This window comes from Saprospiraceae bacterium, from assembly GCA_016713025.1.
In the GTDB taxonomy this organism is placed as follows: domain Bacteria; phylum Bacteroidota; class Bacteroidia; order Chitinophagales; family Saprospiraceae; genus OLB9.
This window is the reverse complement of record JADJPZ010000003.1, coordinates 826,122-846,857: the sequence shown is the minus strand read 5'-3', so window position 1 is coordinate 846,857 and position 20,736 is coordinate 826,122. Positions and strand designations below refer to the sequence as shown.

Sequence of the window (20,736 nt, the reverse complement as noted above, 5' to 3'; positions counted from 1 at the left end):
TTTGCACGGCTCAGGATACAACATTGCTGCTTAAACAAAACATGCTTGATAAGGATAGTATGCAAATTTTCATCAGCGAAATGAAAGGATGGTATTTTAAACAGGGTAATGATACTGCCTGGGCTAAAAAGGATATTGAGTTGTCAGGCTGGAAAAGACTGATGCCTACCGAACTCACCGAAAAGATGGCAGATAAAGAAGGTAGGCTGGAAGGTTGGTTCAGAATAAAAATTATTCCTGATAGTACCTTTGGAGAAACATTTTTCGGTTTTAAAATAAGTACCTGGGCCGCTTCAGATTTGTATATTGATGGTAAAAAGATTGCTTCCTTTGGTAACACAGGACTCAATGGCGCCCCCTACATGGAAAACAAGTTTGCAGGCAACATTCTACCGGTACAGGTTAACTTAAAGCCCGGTAAAGAATACACCGTTTCGCTGCATGTGGTGGATTATCTATCACCATTTCCACCTCATGAATTAAAGGCTAAAACGGTTGGACTTAGAGACATGATAAGAGTTGTGGTCCCAAAGTATTATAACAGATTAGTCCCGCAAGCTATTAATGATGAGGTCTTCGTTTGGACAATAGTTGGTGCTTTCAGTGCCGTATTAAGCTTTCTGTTCTGGTTGTTATTCTTTCAGAACCGAAATGAAAAAAATCTGTTGTTTTTTTCACTTGCATCAAGCTTTCTCACTATTTTTTTGATTACACAATCCTTTGCATTAAACAATGGTATTGCTTATGGCGGCATTTCCTATGTCTGGCTGTGGGTTTGTAATCTAGTGCAAAGTACATTTTCGCTATTGTACTTCATGTCAATACCGTTCATTTTGGCCCGTATTTTTAAACGTAGGTTTTCCCGATATGTCATTATCAGCTTTATTCTTGTTATTTTTTATGTAATAATCACGATTTCAGACTTGATTGTACCTGGTCAAAAAATAAACGAAATTATAGGCGGTTTATTCCTTTTACTATTAATCATTTCCAGTGTCTATTATGTAGTTACTTCATGGAAAGCGCTCAAGGGAGCCCAATGGGCCATTGTAATTGGATTAATGATTCCACTATTCTTGTTGGTCACAATTTTATTGATTGGGTTTATTTCCCAGAGTTTTCTTGAGAAGTATATTTATACTTATTATTTAATACTTGTTTCATGCCTTTCCTTTCCTTTTTCGTTGATGATCTATGTGGTCATGCGTTTCAGAGAAATCAATCATGATGTGCAGGAAAATGCAAAGCAGGTGGTACAGATGTCAGAAGAAAAAAAGGAATTGCTTGAACGTCAGAATGTGCTACTAGAAGAACAGGTAACTGAAAGGACACAAGAATTAGAAAAATCGCTGACAGATTTAAAATCCACCCAAGCCCAACTAATCCAATCCGAAAAAATGGCATCGCTCGGAGAACTCACCGCAGGTATCGCACATGAGATCCAAAACCCATTGAACTTTGTCAATAATTTCAGTGAAGTAAGTAATGAATTGATAGAAGAAGTATTTGAAGAACGGAGCAAGGAAAAGGGAGCTAGGAACGAGGAGCTGGAAAATGAAATTTTGACTGATATCAAAGAAAATTTAACCAAAATCAACCACCACGGCAAACGAGCAAGCAATATCGTCAATGGTATGCTCGAACACTCCCGCACTAGCACCGGTACAAAAGAAGCCACCGACATCAATGCCCTTTGTGACGAATATCTACGCCTGGCCTACCATGGTTTAAGAGCTAAAGACAAATCCTTCAATGCCACCATGGAAACCCATTTTGACCCCAATCTACCGAAGATAGACATCATCCCACAAGACATCGGCAGAGTCCTGCTCAATCTTATCAACAACGCCTTTTATGCTGTAAATGAGAGAGCCAATCTGTTAAATTTGGCAAAGCAATCTGGCGATGCGAATTTGACAGATTTAGATTACAAACCCACCGTATCCATCACTACCCAACTAACAGCTGATAAACATCTGGAGATAGCGGTAAAAGACAACGGCAACGGTATTCCTCAAAAAATCCTCGATAAAATATTCCAACCCTTCTTTACCACCAAACCCACGGGTCAAGGCACAGGTTTAGGTTTGAGTCTGGCTTATGATATTATTACCAAAGGGCATGGCGGGACTTTGGAAGTAGAAACAAGAGAAGGCGAAGGAAGTGAGTTTATTGTGAGATTACCTTTTATAAACTAAACTAAAAATGGAATTAATAAAAAACATAGAAAATCTACATTCAGAAGCACGGCATATCATAGAAAGTGGACGTGCGACCGCATTTAATGCAGTGAATGTCAGTATGGTAAAAACCTATTGGGAACTTGGGCAATTAATTGTGGAAGAAGAACAACAAGGCAAAGAACGTGCTGAGTATGGTAAATATCTAATTGCAGAATTGGCTCAAAGGCTTCAAAGAGAATATGGAACAGGTTTTTCTAAACCCAGCCTTTGGAATTATAGGCAGTTTTACAAAGAGTTTCCAATTCTCTCCGCATTGCGGAGAGAATTGACTTGGACACATTACAAATTATTGATGCGAGTCCAAAATCAGTCTGCAAGAGTTTTTTATGAGCAAGAAACCATCAAAAGCGGTTGGAATACCCGTGCCTTAGACCGACAAATCAATGCTTTTTATTATGACCGTTTGTTGGCGACACAAGATAAAGAAGCCATTGAAAAAGTGGCTTCGATTGAAAATTCCCCCTTAGATTTCATCAAAAACCCTTACGTATTGGAGTTTTTGAATGTTAAACCCGACCATAAACTCTACGAAAGTGAGTTAGAACAATTGTTGATTGACAACCTACAAACGTTTTTATTGGTATTGGGTAATGGATTCTCTTTCGTGGCTCGCCAAAAATACATTCGGGCAGATGAGGAGGATTTCTTTATTGATCTGGTTTTCTACAATTATATACTCAAATGTTTTGTGTTGGTTGACCTCAAAGTGGGTAGATTGAAGCACCAAGATATTGGGCAAATGGATATGTATGTGCGGATGTATGAAGACATCCATAAAACAGAAGGAGACAACCCAACGATTGGTATTATTTTATGTTCTGAAAAAACAGAAGCGGTTGTAAAATATTCAGTATTGAGCGAAAGTCAGCAACTTTTCGCCACAAAATACCTTCTGTATTTGCCTTCAGAAGCTGAACTAAAAGCCGAGTTGGAGCGTGAACGCCTTATGGCAGATTTGCAAATTTCTAAAACCAATCAACCATGAAAAACCTCACCCTTGTCCTCCTCCTCGCCCTTATAAGCAGAATTGGATTTGCCCAACAATCCAATATTGACAGCCTAAGGAATGCACTCCATACCGCTACCCACGACTCCATTAGGTTAAGCTCATTTGCAGAGATTGCAAATTACTATCAGGCATCAAATTATGACTCTATGCTATTTTATACGACAAAAGGTTTGTCTATTGCCAGAAAAAATAAGCAGTCATTACACGAAGGATATTTTTTGACTATTCAGGCATACGCATTAAATCAAAAAGGAGAATATGCAGCAACACTGAAAGTTTTATTACAAGCATTTGAAATTTTTCAAAACCCCGCTTCCGAAAAAAATGCGTATGGTTTGGGCAATAGAACACCTGCCGAATATAGATTAATTAGATCGGGTTTTGCCCATCAACAGTATGGGCAATTAATGGAAGAAACAGTAAATACAGAACAGGCCATTTTTCAATATAAAGAAGCTATAAGAGTATCGTCATTAACCAAAAATGATTTTAGAATAGCTGCTGCTTCGACTACAATTGCAAGTCAGTACTTTGATGAAGACCAACTTGATTCTGTGGAAGTATATGCACAGAAGTCAATGAAGTTTTTCGAACAGATCAATAGTGGATGGAAGAGCTCCCCTATCTTAACTCTGGCACGTATGAACTTTAAGGCGAAGAATGATAAAATGGGGAAAAAGTATCTCTATCAGGCACTGCAAGTTGCTACCGAATATAAGGAAACTAACAGGCGTATGTTGTTACTCGTATATAGAACTCTGTCCTCGGTACATCAGAATAGTGGGGTTAAAGATTCTTCCCTTTACTATGCCAAAAAAGCATACGAAGTAGGTTCTGAGCCAGGATTGATAAATACGAAATGGTTTAGAGACGGAGGAGTTTACGAGGTATTATACAAAGCGTATTTGCTCAACAATCAGCCAGATAGTGTTTTAAAATACCAAGGGCTTACCCTCACTACAAGAGATGCGTGGAATAAAGAAAAATACAAGAACCTTGCCAACTTTCAGAGTGTGTTACTCAGCGAAGCCGCCCGTTTGCGGGAATTGGAAAAGCAGCAAATAGAAACTCAATCAAAAAATAGAACCTATGCTTTTCTTGCAGCACTTGCGGTTCTTTCTATCATTGGTTTTATTCTTTACCGCAACAATCGGCAAAAGCAAAAGGCAAATGCAGTTTTAGCTTCAACATTGACCAATTTAAAATCTACCCAAGCCCAACTCATCCAGTCTGAAAAAATGGCATCATTGGGAGAACTCACCGCAGGCATTGCCCACGAGATACAAAACCCTCTCAACTTTGTGAATAATTTTTCAGAGCTCAGTGTAGATCTTGCCAAAGAGCTGAAGGAAGAAGTTGAAAAGCTCGAAATACCTGAAAAAGATAAAGAATATGTAAGTGAAATTATTGGCGATTTAAGCCAAAACCAGGAAAAAATCAACCACCATGGCAAACGGGCAAGCAGTATAGTCAAGGGCATGCTCGAGCACTCCCGCAAAAGCTCAGGTACAAAAGAGTCTACCGACATCAACACTCTAGCTGATGAATATTTGCGGCTAGCTTATCATGGTTTACGTGCTAAAAACAAGGATTTTAATGCGGAATTGATTACAGATTTTGATACCATGCTCCCAAATATCGACGTTATCCCACAAGATATGGGCCGGGTGTTCCTTAACCTTATCACCAACGCCTTTTACGCAGTGCATGAAAGAAGTAAAAAAGGAGAAGAAGGATATCAACCTATGGTATCCGTCACCACGCAGCTAATAGCTAACAACCATCTGCTAATCGCTGTTAAAGATAACGGCGACGGCATTCCCGACTCTATCAAGGATAAAATATTTCAGCCTTTCTTTACTACCAAACCTACAGGGCAGGGAACAGGATTGGGATTGAGTTTGAGTTATGATATTGTGAAAGCACATGGTGGCAACATTTCAGTTGAATCAAAAAAAGATACTGGCACTACATTTACGATTACTTTATACATATAATTACGAACCTAAAAAATTAAAAAGATGAAATTCCTTATAGTAGATGATGAAAACGACATCGAAATTCTCTTCAGACAAAAACTCAGAAAAGAAATCCGAAATGGTGATCTCGAATTAGTATTTGCCTTTTCAGGTCAGGAAGCATTAGAAATATTAAGAGGTCATAAGCCGCCTGAGGTAATGTACATTTTTTCGGACATCAATATGCCAGGTATGACAGGACTTGAATTGTTGGACAAAGTCAAAGCGGAGTTTCCCAATATCAAGGTGAGTATGATATCGGCTTATGGTGATAGTGAAAACTATGAACGAGCCATGAGTTCAGGCGCTAAAGGATTTTTTACAAAACCCATAGATTTTGACTCCTTAAAAAAGGAAATTTATGATATTGTAAACATCTAGATTTTTTATCTTTACTAGTAACTATTCTGCATTTGACCACATTATTACTTAAAATCACTTTATGGCGTACTCTTCAACTCCTGATATTCATTATTTAAAAGTACTTTCAAAAGTTTTTGATGATATTGGTGACGCCTTACTCCAACAAATGCTTCAAGAGGGTAAGGTTTTACATTTTGAAACCGGTGATACACTTTTCAGACAAGGGGACTATAACAAAACCATGTACATAGTTCTGTCAGGCAGGTTTCGTATTATTTCAGAAATTGATAATGTTGTTCAAAAACTTGGAGATATCGCAGAAGCAGAACCCATAGGAGAGTTTGCATTTTTTAGTAATGATCCCAGAATGGCAACCGCTTATGCCATGCGTCCTTCTGTAGTATTAGAACTTGATGAAAAAGATTATTTTCATTTAACTTCTCTTTTCCCTGAATTTGCATCAAAATTGACTTCTGTTTTACTAAAGCGGGTCAAAAGCAATCACTTACAAAACCATTTACAAGCGCCTCCAAAAAATATCGCGCTCATCAATTTACAACATCAAAACGACATCAGTACCTGGATACAAGCTATACAAAAAGAATTTGAAACAACTCGTGTACGTTTTAAAGTTTACCACCATGATAATATATCAAAAGAAAATTACGATGAGGCGTTTGTGTCCATTGAAAATAACGAAGGACTAAATTTTATGGTTTGTAGCGAAAATGAGCCCGAATGGACCAATAAATGTCTAATGTATGCAGACTTGATCATTATAGCAACTGACTTTTATGCGTCCAACCAATTATATAAAATCGAAAGGGACCATCTGCTCTATCAAAACAATATACTGAATAAAAAAATATACTTACTGCTATTACATCCTGAAAATGCAAGCCAACCCGAAGGAACCAGCAAATGGCTCAAGGATAGGAAATTGGATTTACATATCCACTTCAGAAAAAATAACATTGTTGATGTAGGCAGATTTTGCAGAATAGTAAGAAATCAGGCAGTAGGTTTGGTCTTGGGTGGAGGCGGTGCTAAGGGCTTTGCACATATCGGAGCGGTAAAAGCTGTTTTAGATACTGGAATACCTGTGGATATTCTTGGGGGCACAAGCGCAGGAGCCCTTTATGGATTAGCTATCTCCTTTTGTGATTTTGATTATCAAAAAATTGAATTTCATACCGAACAAGCTGCAAAAAAGAGATTAATTTCAAATGACCTTACCATTCCAATAATTTCTCTTTTGTCAGGAAAAAAACTGGTCCATCACCTTAAATATTTATTTGGTGATACCCAGATTGAAGATTTTTGGATTTCTTCATATTGTGTATCTTCTAATTTTTCAACATCTTCTGTCAGTATTCATAAAAGTGGTTTGGCGCAGCAAAGAGTTTTGGCCAGTATTGCCATTCCTGGTGTATTTCCTCCGGTGATCATAGACAAAGAGCTCCATGTTGATGGCGGAGTGGTGGACAATCTGCCTATTGAGCCCATGTATAGCTATCCAGTAGGACATGTCATCGCCATAGCATTATCAGGTCCATCTGTCAGACTTACGGATATTAAAGAAATTCCTTCGGCAAGTACTTTGTTTTGGGATAAACTCCTAAAGCGAAAAAAATACAGGCTTCCTGGGATGACTTCCATTATCATTAACTCACTGACGCTCAATAGCACGCTCCGACAAAAACAAAATAAGTCAGAAGCTACTTTATACATAGAGTTAGACTTAAAAGGTGTTAGTTTTTTGGATGACACCAAATGGCGTGACATTTTAAAAAAAGGATATGATCAAATGAACCATTTTCTCCAAAATTTAAATCCTAAAGAAAAATTTTGGACATCTGATACATCCGGAATTGAAAACACTATTGAACAATACACAAAATAATATAACAGAAATATGAAACTATTATCTGGTATCTTTTTGCTTATTTCCTTACAGTGCTTTGCTCAGCAAAACAATATGATTACTATCGATAGCATACCTGCAAAAGGATTGTTGCTTGACCAAGGCTGGAAATATAAAAAAGGAGACAACCCTGATTGGGCAAATAAGAATTATAACGATTCCGATTGGTCTATAATAGATCCAACTCAGGAAATAGCAAAGCTACCCGAAATATTTGACAAAGATATTAAATGGCTTAGAATACAACTTAATGTAAAAAATCAACTCAAAAGCCTTGTTGGAATCGCTGTCAACCAAGCCGGAGCATCAGAAATATACCTGAATGGTAAACTAATACATCAATTTGGTAATTTTGACTCGGATTCTAACAAAGTGATTGCATATGACCCACTTGAGATACCTATACTTTTACCTATAGATACCATCGGTATTTATACATTAGCTATAAGATACAGACTGCAACCTGACATAAAATACACGACTATTTTTGGTTTAACAAAAAACAATTTATTCAAAGCCACATTAGTACACCTGGTCCATACATTGCAACAACAACGATCTTTTAATGCCTATTACAAAGGATTGGATGTATTTACCATTGGGGCGATACTTATGTTATTTATATTTCATCTTGCATTGTTTATTTATCAGAGAGATAATAAAACCTTGTTATTGTTGGCGATATACTTTTTAGGCGCTTCTATGATTAGGGTTTTGAAAATTATAGGCCAATCCGAACATCTGGTTGAAAATAGGTTTTTCACCCTTAATATGGCTAATGCACTTATAGGCGTGGTGGTCGTATTGTTGGCCATAGTAGTATATCGAATGGCAAAAGTACGATATGATAAATATTATTATATTTTGATAGCATATGAAGTCGCCTACATTCTTGTGTCTGTATCTACATACGGGAAACCATATCAGACCTTTATGTTATTGGTAGGCTCACTGTATAGTTTCTTTATTTTATTAAGATTGGTCATAAAAGGTTTGAATAAAGACATCAAAGGATTTACCGTCTTGGGTGTATTTATAGGTTTTAATATTATTGGGTTAATTTTAATTACCATTGTCATACTTTCCTTCAATTATGGTATCTCTCCTACTGGACATAATGACCTGACTATTGGTTTTTCGCCTTACTGGGTAGATATTATTTTTACGTTTGGATCTATTTCAGTACCTATAGGTTTATCCATTGTAATAGGTATAGAAAATAGGGAAACAAATAAAGAATTAAGCAATCAGTTGGCTTTAAATGAACAATTGAAAGACCAAGCCATCAAACAAGAGATAGAAAAGCAACACATTCTTGAAAATCAAAATGAGCTACTCGAAGCTCAAGTGACAGAGCGTACCTCAGAGCTACATCAGTCTCTGGAAACCCTAAAATCCACCCAAGCCCAACTCATCCAATCCGAAAAAATGGCCAGTCTTGGTGAACTCACCGCAGGCATCGCACATGAGATTCAAAATCCTCTCAACTTTGTAAACAACTTTAGTGAAGTAAGTAATGAGTTGATTGTTGATATGGTTGATGAGGTTAATAAGTGTAATTATGATGAAGTGATAGCCATTGCTAAGGATGTTCAGCAAAACCTGGATAAAATAAACCACCACGGAAAACGAGCCTCCGACATCGTCAAAAGTATGCTGGAGCACTCCAGAAAATCCACCGGACAAAAGGAATCCACTGACGTCAATGTATTATGTGATGAATATCTTAGGCTGACGTATCATGGTCTGAGAGCAAAAGATAAATCATTTAATGCAAGGATGGAAACCCACTTTGATCCCAATTTGCCTAAGATAGGAATCATCCCACAAGATATCGGCAGAGTGATTATAAACCTTATCAACAATGCCTTTTACATCGTGAATGAAAAATCTAAGCAAGGAATTCTGGGATATGCACCAACGGTTGAAGTAATTACAAAGAAAGAAGGCAACAAAGTTTTAATAATTGTAAAAGATAACGGCAACGGTATACCAAATCATATTAAAGATAAAATATTCCAACCCTTTTTTACCACTAAACCGACTGGTCAAGGTACAGGGTTGGGGCTTTCTCTTTCATATGATATTGTAACGAAAGGACATGGAGGTACCTTAGATGTAGAAAGTACCGAGGGGGAAGGTACAACATTTATCGTAACATTACCATGCACATAATGAAAAGTGTATGGGGATTTGGATAAAAAATAATATGTGTTAAAAAAAACCAATCTGACAATCAAATCGGCCGAATGGCACAAATCTTAAAAAATGAACAAGTATATTTTGTTTTTTTTCTTTCTAAATTTTCTGGTTTTATCCTCTCTAAGTATAAAAGCAGAAGACACCCTCATTTATAACAAAAATCAATCTGTAATTGATATTGGGCAGTTTGCTCGTTTTCATATTGATGGAAACGATAGCCTTACCTTGGCGCAAGTACAAACCCTCCCTGATGCGGTTTTCCAAAAAAGTGAAACACCGATCATGAATTTTGGGAACACAACTGCAAGTATTGGTGTAAAACTGTATATTAAAAATCTGACGAATGAGCCTTTGTTTATTTCTTTTGACAACGCTGAATTACAGCATATCGAGGTGTTGACTATTAGTGAGACAGGAGCGCAATTGACTCAGATAGGTGGAAATTTTGCTAAAAATTCGGACATGTTTTTTAAAAGGAGTAATTCCACGTTTAATATAGGTACAAAACCAACCCTGATTTATATAAAAGCTAAATCTCATTCCAGTTTTTATTTTCCGGTAACCATATCCACCCTAAAAACCTTGGTTGACACCAAAAACAGACAAGATATTTTTGTTAGCTTGCTAGTAGGCATCATAATGGCCATGTTTTTATTTAATCTCTTTATTTTCTTTTTAGTAAAAGAGCGAGTATACCTACTTTATTGTCTAAATGTTTTGACATCGGCTTATTCATATTCCCATTCTGTTGGCTTGTGGTATTATGTTGGGATTGATTCTCAATTTCTTACAAGTTTCGTAGGGATTCAAATAACCGGTATCACCGCAGCTTTATTCTCTTTAAGCTTTTTGAAATCAAGAGCATCAACCCCTCGCTACTATCAAATTATGATGGGTGCTGTTATTTTATTGGCTATTTTGATTCCGTTGGAATATTTAAAAATTCAACCTTTTACTAATAATTTAGTACAAATATTAGTTACCTTAGTTTGTTTTTCCTTATTCTTTGCTGGTATTTACGCCTACATTGGCGGAAATAAAAGTGCGAAATATTATGTGATTGCCTGGTCCTTTTCTCTAACAGGCGCAATCATAAGTCTATTGACAGTATTAGGCGTTGTAACTTATCATTATCTCACTCTAAATGCTGCACTCATAGGCAATTGTTTCGAATGTATCCTTTTATCGTTTGCATTGGCCAATAGTATCAAAATATATAGGGCAGAATCCGCCGAATCTCAAGCCTTAGCCTTTCATCGGCTTGAAGAAAATGAACGTTTGGTAAAAGAACAAAATAAACTTTTAGAAGAAAAAGTGCAGGAAAGAACTTTTGCCTTGGAAACATCCTTGCAAAACTTAAAATCTACCCAAGACCAACTCGTTCAAAAAGAAAAACTCGCCTCCCTCGGAGAACTCACTGCTGGCATTGCTCATGAAATACAAAACCCTTTAAATTTTGTCAATAACTTTAGTGAAGTAAGTAATGAGCTGATAGAAGAAGTTTTGGAAGAACGGAGCAAGGAGAAGAGAGCGAGGAACGAGGAGCTGGAAAATGAAATTTTGACTGATATCAAAGAAAACTTAACTAAAATCAACCACCATGGAAAAAGAGCCAGCAGCATCGTCAAGGGTATGCTCGAGCACTCCCGCAAGAGCTCGGGCACCAAAGAAGCCACGGACATCAATGCACTTGCTGACGAATGTCTTCGTTTATCATACCACGGGCTTAAAGCGAAAGACAAAGATTTTAATGCCACGATGGAAACCCATTTCGATCCCAACCTGCCAAAGATAGACATCATCCCACAAGACATCGGCAGAGTCCTGCTCAATCTCATCACCAACGCCTTTTATGCAGTCAACGAAAAAGCCAATCTTTTAAATTTATCTAGGCAAAAGGGCGATGCGAATTTGACAGATTTTACATACGAGCCAAAAGTATCTGTGAGAACAAAAGGGATGGTCACCCCTTTAGGGGCCGGGGGTGAGCAGAGCAAAAATGAAAGCATCCAAATTTCCATCTCCGACAACGGCTCCGGCATCCCCGACGCCATCAAAGACAAAATCTTTCAACCCTTTTTTACCACCAAGCCAACCGGGCAGGGAACAGGATTGGGCCTTTCTCTCGCTTATGATATTGTGAAGGCGCATGGCGGGGAGATCTCAGTCGAATCCAATACAAATACTGGTACTACATTCACAATTAATTTAAACATTTAATCACTTAAAAAAATCAAATCATGAAATTCTTAGTAGTAGATGATGAAAAAGATGTTGAAATCTTGTTTCGGCAAAAACTCAGAAAAGAAATCAGGAGCGGAGAGATTGAAATAGAGTTTGTATTTTCGGCAAACGAAGCACTTGAGATCCTCCGAAGTCGCAAACCTCCTGAAGTGATGTACATTTTTTCGGATATCAATATGCCCGGCATGACCGGACTTGACCTGCTGGACAAAGTCAAAGCCGAATTTCCCGAAATCAAAGTAAGTATGATATCAGCTTACGGCGACAGCGAAAATTATGACAGGGCAATGAGCTCAGGAGCAAAAGGGTTTTATACTAAACCCATAGATTTCGATACGTTGAAAGATGAAATTCAAGGCCTGTTAAATAAATAAACTGCAAGATTTTTACTAAAAGTCACAAAAGCAGCAAATCAAGTTTAAAAAAGGTGATGACACAACCTTCATTATTCCAACACCCATAAATACCATAAAGGAATGTTTATAACTGAAGTACTAAAACAAGAATTGACCCAATGGATAGAAACCTACTGGGCGACCTACCTTAAAGGTGATCTGGAGACCTGGGCCACATTTCTTCGGGATGATTATCGCAATATAGGCGGTACAAAAGAAGAAATATGGAACAGTAAACAGGAGATTCTGGAATATACCACTTGGATGATGGATCAGATGAAAGGACATGTTGAGTTCCGAAACAGGGAGATCGATATCATCCCTTATGGTTCGCAAGTCATGTTGCATGAGTTTACAGATGTATATATAATGATAGAAGGAGAATGGATCTTGTATGGACCATTCAGGATGTCATCCCTGTTGGAAAAGACTGAAAAAGGTTGGATGGCCTTGCATCAACATGGTTCTTATCCCGACATGAAAGCCATGGAAGGCGAGGCTTTTTCTACAAATGCACTGAAGGCTGAAAATGCCAGGCTGCTTGAGGCAGTAAAAGTAAGGACCAATGAACTGGAAATAGAAGCTTCATTGGAACGAGTGAGATCTGCAGCTATGGGTATGAAAAAGCCGGATGACATGCTGGATGTATGCAGGGTTATTGCTGCACAGTTGCAGCAGTTTGGTGTCGATCATATCCGAAATGTGCAGACAGCCATCATTAATGAAAATATCGGACAATACCTTTGTTATCAGTATTTTCCGGCTTATGAACAGCCTACCATTGAAGATACACAATATCAACAAAGTCCGGTAGAAAATGAAATGGTGAGGCAGATGATTGTATCCCGTAACGGACATTTTATAGGAAGCCTTACAGGCAAAGAACTTGACACTTGGCGCACTCACCGAAAGGAAGTGAAACAGTTTTCGGACCCGTTATTAGATCACGCGTCAGTAGTTAGCTACAGTTTTCTTTCTATAGGCGAAGGAGGACTGGGATTGTCACTGTACCGGGATATGGAAGAAAAAGTTTTGATATTATTCAAACGTTTTCATCAGGTTTTTAATCTTGCTTACCAGCGATTTAGGGATATACAAATAGCCGAAGCTCAGGCACGTGAAGCGCAGATAGAAGCTGCCCTTGAAAGAGTGAGAGCAGCATCTATGGCTATGATGGATTCATCAGCTTTAAGTGGAATTATCTATAAACTATATGCAGAACTTACAAAACTGGATGCCAAACTCGACAGGGCATTTATCATGATCGTCAATCCTGAAAATCAGGGAATCACCTGGTGGCTGGCCGGTAAGGAAGGCCTGCTGGCAGAAAATGGGTTTTTATACAGAAAAATCAGCATCCTTCACACCTGATGTATCTCGACTGCTGGCAAAATAGAAAGAAAAATGGCAGTACCTTTTTGAAGGAAAAGAGAAAAAGGATTGGGACAGATTTGGTTTCATCGAAACAGAGCTCTCTAGGTTACCCGATTTTATAAAAGAAGATATGGCTGCAGTAAAAAGCATTTATCTTTCCGGCTCATCTGATCAGTTTGGATTGCTGGTGACGGGTAGCCTGAAGCCATTACCGAAAGAACAACAGGACATCATCAGCCGTTTTACTACGGCATTTAACCAGGCTTATATCCGCTTCCTTGATCTGCAAAAAGCAGAAGCGCAAGCAAGAGAGGCACAGATAGAAGCGGCATTGGAAAGAGTGAGAGCCAGAGCGATGGCTATGCATAATTCTGTTGAGCTATCGGCATTGGTAGCTACCTTATTTGAAGAATTAAAAAAACTGGACTTAGTACTGGCACGATGCATTATTTGGATTTTTAATCACGAAACTTTTGATGCAAGAATATGGATGGCCAATTCAGAAGATAAAAAAAATACAACGAGTTATTTTATTAATAGGCTCCAACATCCTTACTATGATGCGATAATAAAAGGCTGGAAAGAAAAAGTATCAACCTGGGTCTACGAACTAAAGGGAAGCGAAAAGAAAAATATTGATGAATTATTACTTAATGAAACTGAGCTTTCACTCCTTTCTGATGAAGTTAAAGTTGGAATCAAAACTTCAGAACATACTGTTATTTCCGGGTCGTTCAATACTTTTGGATTAATTGAAGCATCTGGCCCCTCTCAGCAAACGGTTGAGCAACTCGATATACTTCACCGCTTTGGAAAAGTATTTGATTCAAGTTATACACGTTTCAATGATTTAAAAAATGCAGAAGCACAAGCAAGAGAGGCACATATAGAAGCGGCATTGGAAAGAGTACGAAGCCGATATTTGGCCATGCACAATAGCAATGATGTGGGTGAAAGTGTAGCAACATTGTTTGATGAACTTACAGCACTCGGAGTACTTACAGCACAAGACCGTTATGGTATAGGCATCATGCAGCCTGATGAAATGATGGAAGCCTGGACAGCGGCTAAATCACCTGAAGGCAAGGCTGAACTGACCATAGGTCACATCAATATGAAAGGACATGGTCTGCTGGAGAGTGCATACAAGGGATGGGTAAATAAATCGGCAACCAATCATTACATCCTGGAAGGGGACGATAAATTGAAATATTATGACACAATAAAAAGCCAGTCCGATTACAAAATCAAAAGAGACTACTATTCAGAACAGACAAAAATAGTCCATACAGACTTTTATTTTAACGAAGGCTGCCTTTATGTATTTTCAAAAGAGGCATTTTCTGACCAATCAATTGCCGTATTCATACGCTTTGCGGGGGTGTTTGCACAAACCTATCGCAGATATCTCGATTTGCGGTATGCAGAAGCACTGGCTTTGGACACTGTCAAACGCTCTTCGGTGGACAGAGTCAGGGCAGAAATAGCCAGTATGCGCACCAAGAAAGACCTGGAAAGCATCACTCCTTTGATTTGTAGGGAACTTACCATCCTGGGAATTGACTTTATAAGATGCGGGGTTTTTATCATGAATGAAAAGACAGAAGAAATTCAGACTTACCTGTCTACACCGGGTGGCAAATCATTGAGCACGTTCAGACTGGGTTACGATGCCACCGCGCAATCAAGGCAGATCGTAAGTCATTGGCATGATAAGACGATATTCAATGATCATATGGATGAAGCCGCTTTTATAGCGTATACAAAAGATCTTGTTAGACTTGGAGCTGTGGGCAGCGGTGAAAAATATGTGAATGAAAACCTTCCCAAAGATCTTTATCTGCATTTTCTTCCTTTCCTGCAAGGTATGCTATATGTAGGAAATGTTGCTCCATTAAGTCATGATGCCCTTGAGCTGGTCCAGCATCTTGCTGACGCTTTTTCTACGGCATATGCCAGATATGAGGATTTCTCAAAACTGGAGGAGGCAAAAGCCATCGTCGAGGCTGCAATGAATGAAATCAAAAAAACACAAAACCAACTGGTGCAACAGGAAAAACTCGCTTCTCTTGGTCAGCTCACCGCCGGTATCGCACATGAGATCAAAAACCCACTGAATTTTGTAAACAACTTCTCAGAAGTCTCTCTGGAAATGCTGGAAGAAATAGATGAAGAAAGGGCTAAAAACCCGGAATCGAGAGATGAAGGTCTGATAGATGAAATCCTTTCTGATATCAGGTCCAATCTCAAAAAAGTGCACGAACATGGCACACGAGCCAATGGCATCGTCAACTCTATGCTGCAACACTCGAGGGGCGGTACAGGCAAAAAGAAGAAACCGACCTCAATGTGTTGATAAAAGAGTATGTCAATCTTAGTTTTCATGGCATGCGGGCAGGAAAAAATCCGATCAATGTCGATATTGCCCTGAATCTGGATGAAAAAATAGGATGGGTACAGCTTATCAAGGAAGATTTTACCAGAGTGATCATCAATCTGTGCAATAATGCATTTGATGCCATGCGATCAAAGACATTAACCGATCAGTCCCGCAATTATCTGCCAAAATTGACCGTCACATCAAAAAAAGAAGGTAAAACCATCTCGATTTCAGTCATGGACAACGGACCGGGCATACCGGATGAAATCAAAGAAAAAATCCTGCAGCCATTTTTTACCACCAAAAAAGGAACTGAAGGCACAGGGCTCGGACTTAGTATTACTAATGATATCATCAAGGCACATGGCGGAGAGTTGCCGATTGAAAGTCAGGTGGGAGAAGGCCTGCCTGCCGTAGCGACAGCGCAGGCAGGAACATCTTTTATCATTCAGATACCAACCCTTTAAACAATCAATATGAAGTCAATCAAAATACTATCGCTGCTTTTGTTTGTATGTATTAATTTTGGGTATGGAAGCATCATTAAAAATACAACTATTAAAAGAGGCACGAGATGGAGACACCTCAATAGAATTAAAAGAAGTTTTTGAAGAAGAGGAGGTGAAGTGTTTAGAACAGCTAAATAAAGTGTATCAAGGAGCCACAGAAAAACAAAAAAATCCTCATCCCGAACATTCATTAGCATGGGCATTATGGATCACAGCAAGAATCGGAGGATGGAAGGGATATGCTTCACAACGCAAACCAGGTACAATAACATACAAATGGGGGTATGAAAAATTTCAAACTCTTATGGTGGGATACAGACTATAAGACTCTCCCCCCTAATTGTGTGTAAACGGTAGCCCTGAAGGGGAGATCAGATGTCTGATGAGTGGTAAAGGGTAGGGCGTCTCAAGCGTAGCTTGACAGACTCTTTAGGGAATGAGGGTAGTGGGGAAGAAAATATGAATTTGTGCAATTTGTTATACACAGGGCGATATCAATAGTAATAGGCGAATGCGATGCAACATTTATAAAGTTAAGTACTCAAAAGCAGTCCTCTGAAGCTATCAAAATCATTTTCCAAAAAAGTTGCGTTTTTTACCCTTGCCTTCAATATTTCCAAAGTTTCCGGAATTTCGGTTTGGATGCCTAAGGTATCATTGACAGTATCCAGAAATTTTGCCGGATGGGCTGTCTCCAGAAACACACCAAATTCATGATCCTTCAGCATTGTCATCGACTTGTATCCGATGGCACCATGCGGATCACAAATATAGTTGTAGCGGGTATATGCATCGATCATAGCTTCTCTGGTACCACGATCATCTGTCCAGAAACCTGAAACCTGACTGCTCAAGGTGCTATAATCCTGATTGTATAAGTCCAGTATTCTCACAAAGTTGCTTGGGTCACCCACATCCATGGCGTTACTGATGGTGGCTTGAGATGGTCTGGTTTGATATATCCCGTTTTGAAGATAGTCTGGCACAATGTTATTTATGTTGGTAGCTGCAATAAATCTTTTTACTGGAAGGCCCATTTTTTTGGCAATAAGCCCGGCTGTCAGATTGCCAAAATTTCCGCTTGGAACGCTGAATACTACATCCTTTCCAAATGATTTGACTTGTTTGTAGCCTTCAAAATAATAAAAACTCTGAGGAATCAGTCTGGCAATGTTGATACTGTTGGCGGAACTTAGATTATATTTTTTATTAAGTTCACCATCCAGAAATGCTTGTTTGACCAATGCCTGACAATCATCAAAAGTACCATTGATTTCCAGCGCAGTGATGTTTTTACCGAGAGTGGTCAGTTGTTTTTCCTGAAGATCACTCACTTTTCCTGATGGATACAGGATGATGACTTCAATACCCGGAGTATCGTAAAATCCAGCAGCTACAGCCCCGCCAGTATCACCAGAGGTAGCTACTAATATGGTCAGTTTTTTGTCTTCATTTCTTATAAAATACGACATCAAGGCGGCCATAAACCTAGCTCCAAAATCTTTAAATGCAAGACTTGGCCCATGCCAGAGTTCCAGTGCGCCTACAGTCTCAGAGAGTACTCGTACAGGTGCTGGAAAATTTATTGCCTTGTAAACCATATCTTGCAGGTCGTTTGATGGTATGTACTTGCCAATGATGGCATGTGACACTTCGTAAGCAATCTCCTGAAAGGAAAGACTTTCTAGTCCGCTGATCACTGAATTGGCCAATTTGGGAAACTCTTCCGGCATGTACAAACCTTTATCAGGTGCCAATGACTGCATGACTGCCTCCTTTAGAGAGACTTTTAAATTTTTATTGTTGGTACTATATAGCTGCATCATGACGCAAAGATAATCTATAAGGCCGGAACCTGCAAAATTGAAGCTTATTTTCAGTGATATGTTTAGGATTGGATATAATGATCATGCTGCTAATGAACTTAAGCCTGTCAGGCATTAGACTGATTCATCATTAACAGGATCGCAGTTGCAAACTGCGACCATCGGGTGTGATCATCGCATTTTCTAACAGTTATCAGATTTATACTGACTTTCAGATTTATTGGAAACTGTTGGATTAACCCAACAGTTGTGACTCTAATTCACCCAATCATTTATACCGACGAGAATTTATTTTTCTAAAGACGATGATACACATGTCTTTATTATTAAAATAATTCTGTCGCCATTATTAGGAATCTTTAACAATGAAAAAATATCAGGTTTCCGGTTGATGTCGTTTAGTTAAGGAGTTTTTCTTTGTTTTTACCCTATATAAATCTTTCCCTTGCAAGGGAAAGATTTCATAAAGATGCCTTAACTAAACGACATTGGATTTCCGGTTGATTACATTATGATGAAAATGTAATTGACTTAGATTTTTGAAGGTGACAAAGTAGAACTAATGAATTATAAAACTTGTCCAGATTTATCCTGTAGGATGACTGTCCAACGGGATGAAGCTGGATTCATAAATAATATGATCGGAGTCACGGGCCCATAGGGTGAGACTAAAAAAGACCAAATCTATTCCTTCTCCTCACTCTGATCCACTGACCACTTATCAGTACGGAATGGAGCCAGAGGCAGACCATCTTTTGAAAATACATTGCCTATGATCGTATTGCCAAATCCATATCTGATATGTTTCGGTGAGAAAACTTTATCGCTCCATACGAAAATTTTATTTCCCGTTATTTTAGCTTCAGCCGCATACCAATGTTCTTGTTCACCCGAGATATAAAATCCTGCGATCTTTTCTCCTTTGGAGATGAACGCATCAGGACAATGCTCAAAAGTAAGTTCCATTTTTGTACCTGATGGTTTTGCTGAAAGGAAGAGTGGATTTCTGTAAGCTATTCCTTTTCTGTGATAAGTTTCTGCCAGTGCCCACTGCGCAAGACGAGCACCTACATCATATTTGTTGGATGGGTGTATATCCCTGATATTGTCCACCAAATCGGTGATGACCACTACGCCGGTTTTGGGATGAGTCAATAATTTTAGTTGGGCTTCTTGTAGCAGAGCACCTATATTTTTATTGCCATATTTGAATGGTGCTATCTGCACCACATTAAAATAAATGTCTTTTTTCCATGCCGCTCTCCACTGATCAATCAATGTAGTCATGAGCTGATGATAGGTATCATACGTTTTGGTATTGCTTTCGCCCTGATACCAGATGACTCCTGCTATGTTAAATTTGGTGAGTGGCGCTATCATAGCATTGTATGATTTGCCGGGCTTGTGAGGCCACCATTCAAAAGCACTTAATTTTTTTGAAGCAGACGAAAGTACGGGATCACTTTCTATGGCTGTTGCGGGCACCCATGGCTCAGCTGGTGTGCCACCCCAACTGGCATTGATCAACCCAATAGGAACATTCAAATCTTTGTTGAGTTTTTTGCCAAAATAATAACCTACAGCACTAAACCACTTTAGCGAATTGGAATCACAGACCTCCCATTTGCCATGAATGTCGTTCTGTATATGATCAGAAGTCATCTTGGGCACATTAAAAAATCTTATCCGATTATTGTAGCACGTAGGTAATTCTTCTTTTACAGATTGGAGACCCTGTTGATAACTCCATTCCATATTGGACTGGCCTGAGCATACCCATACTTCACCTATCATAATATCTGACAAGCTAATATTTACTTTTGATGTATAGATTTGTAAAGCGAAAGGTCCGCCTGCATTGGGAGTTTTAATCTTGATTTGCCATTTGGCACCATTGTCCGTTTTTACTGAATCTTTATGATTGCTCCAACCTGGTTTGACATAAACCCATTCACTTGGATTAGCCCAACCCCACAGACTGACTGTATCATTCTGCTGCAGGACCATACCAGATGACATCAATGCCGGCAATCTGAGTTGACCGTTGATGACATATGAATGTATCAGAAATAAAATTGCTAAGAGACTTTTCGGTTGAGTTAATTTTGACATGTGTTTATATTTATTTTTAAAGTTAAAGATTGAATATTTTTGAAATTTCACAATAAACTCAAAGTTAAATATTATTCCGCTCTTTTTTTCAAATCATCTTCAAACAATTCTATCATCATTGGTGTTGTTTTTTAAAT

Annotated in this window: 14 protein-coding genes; 12 read left to right on the top strand and 2 right to left on the bottom strand. The window is 38.6% G+C overall.

The window, feature by feature from the left end:
• The first annotated feature begins 815 nt into the window (after positions 1 to 815).
• The 12 genes from IPK35_06360 to IPK35_06305 all read left to right on the top strand — a co-directional run bounded on the left by IPK35_06360 (position 816) and on the right by IPK35_06305 (position 16,986).
• Positions 816 to 2,198: a histidine kinase gene (locus IPK35_06360; protein MBK8052898.1), complete on the top strand. Its 1,383-nt coding sequence runs from the start codon at positions 816 to 818 to the stop codon at positions 2,196 to 2,198.
• 7 nt (positions 2,199 to 2,205) lie between these two features.
• Positions 2,206 to 3,228 carry a DUF1016 family protein gene (locus IPK35_06355; protein MBK8052897.1) on the top strand — a complete coding sequence of 341 codons (1,023 nt, stop codon included), beginning with the start codon at positions 2,206 to 2,208 and terminating at the stop codon, positions 3,226 to 3,228.
• Between the two features lie 170 nt (positions 3,229 to 3,398).
• Positions 3,399 to 5,249 (top strand): GHKL domain-containing protein, encoded by a 1,851-nt coding sequence (locus IPK35_06350; GenBank protein ID MBK8052896.1) that lies wholly within the window; start codon positions 3,399 to 3,401, stop codon positions 5,247 to 5,249.
• Between the two features lie 24 nt (positions 5,250 to 5,273).
• Positions 5,274 to 5,651 carry a response regulator gene (locus tag IPK35_06345; GenBank protein ID MBK8052895.1) on the top strand — a complete coding sequence of 126 codons (378 nt, stop codon included), beginning with the start codon at positions 5,274 to 5,276 and terminating at the stop codon, positions 5,649 to 5,651.
• Between the two features lie 61 nt (positions 5,652 to 5,712).
• Positions 5,713 to 7,536, top strand: a complete 1,824-nt coding sequence (locus IPK35_06340) for a patatin-like phospholipase family protein (protein MBK8052894.1) — start codon at positions 5,713 to 5,715, stop codon at positions 7,534 to 7,536.
• A gap of 633 nt (positions 7,537 to 8,169) precedes the next feature.
• Positions 8,170 to 9,732, top strand: a complete 1,563-nt coding sequence (locus IPK35_06335) for a hypothetical protein (GenBank protein MBK8052893.1) — start codon at positions 8,170 to 8,172, stop codon at positions 9,730 to 9,732.
• Positions 9,733 to 10,221: 489 nt separating this feature from the next.
• The gene (locus IPK35_06330; protein ID MBK8052892.1) at positions 10,222 to 11,979 is read left to right on the top strand and encodes a hypothetical protein; all 1,758 of its coding nucleotides are present in this window, start codon (positions 10,222 to 10,224) and stop codon (positions 11,977 to 11,979) included.
• A gap of 20 nt (positions 11,980 to 11,999) precedes the next feature.
• Positions 12,000 to 12,377 carry a response regulator gene (locus IPK35_06325; protein ID MBK8052891.1) on the top strand — a complete coding sequence of 126 codons (378 nt, stop codon included), beginning with the start codon at positions 12,000 to 12,002 and terminating at the stop codon, positions 12,375 to 12,377.
• A 102-nt stretch (positions 12,378 to 12,479) separates the two neighbouring features.
• Positions 12,480 to 13,769 (top strand): nuclear transport factor 2 family protein, encoded by a 1,290-nt coding sequence (locus IPK35_06320; GenBank protein MBK8052890.1) that lies wholly within the window; start codon positions 12,480 to 12,482, stop codon positions 13,767 to 13,769.
• Between the two features lie 133 nt (positions 13,770 to 13,902).
• Complete coding sequence (locus tag IPK35_06315; GenBank protein ID MBK8052889.1) at positions 13,903 to 16,128, top strand: hypothetical protein; 2,226 nt, start codon at positions 13,903 to 13,905, stop codon at positions 16,126 to 16,128.
• Complete coding sequence (locus IPK35_06310; protein MBK8052888.1) at positions 16,122 to 16,619, top strand: HAMP domain-containing histidine kinase; 498 nt, start codon at positions 16,122 to 16,124, stop codon at positions 16,617 to 16,619. The genes IPK35_06315 and IPK35_06310 overlap by 7 nt, the downstream gene beginning before the upstream one ends.
• Before the next feature lie 64 nt (positions 16,620 to 16,683).
• Positions 16,684 to 16,986: a hypothetical protein gene (locus IPK35_06305; protein MBK8052887.1), complete on the top strand. Its 303-nt coding sequence runs from the start codon at positions 16,684 to 16,686 to the stop codon at positions 16,984 to 16,986.
• Between the two features lie 208 nt (positions 16,987 to 17,194).
• Here the strand turns inward: IPK35_06305 and thrC are convergent, their stop codons facing one another.
• Positions 17,195 to 18,484, bottom strand: a complete 1,290-nt coding sequence (gene thrC, locus IPK35_06300) for a threonine synthase (protein MBK8052886.1) — start codon at positions 18,482 to 18,484, stop codon at positions 17,195 to 17,197.
• Positions 18,485 to 19,171: 687 nt separating this feature from the next.
• Positions 19,172 to 20,599 carry a sialate O-acetylesterase gene (locus tag IPK35_06295; GenBank protein MBK8052885.1) on the bottom strand — a complete coding sequence of 476 codons (1,428 nt, stop codon included), beginning with the start codon at positions 20,597 to 20,599 and terminating at the stop codon, positions 19,172 to 19,174.
• Positions 20,600 to 20,736 lie beyond the last annotated feature (137 nt).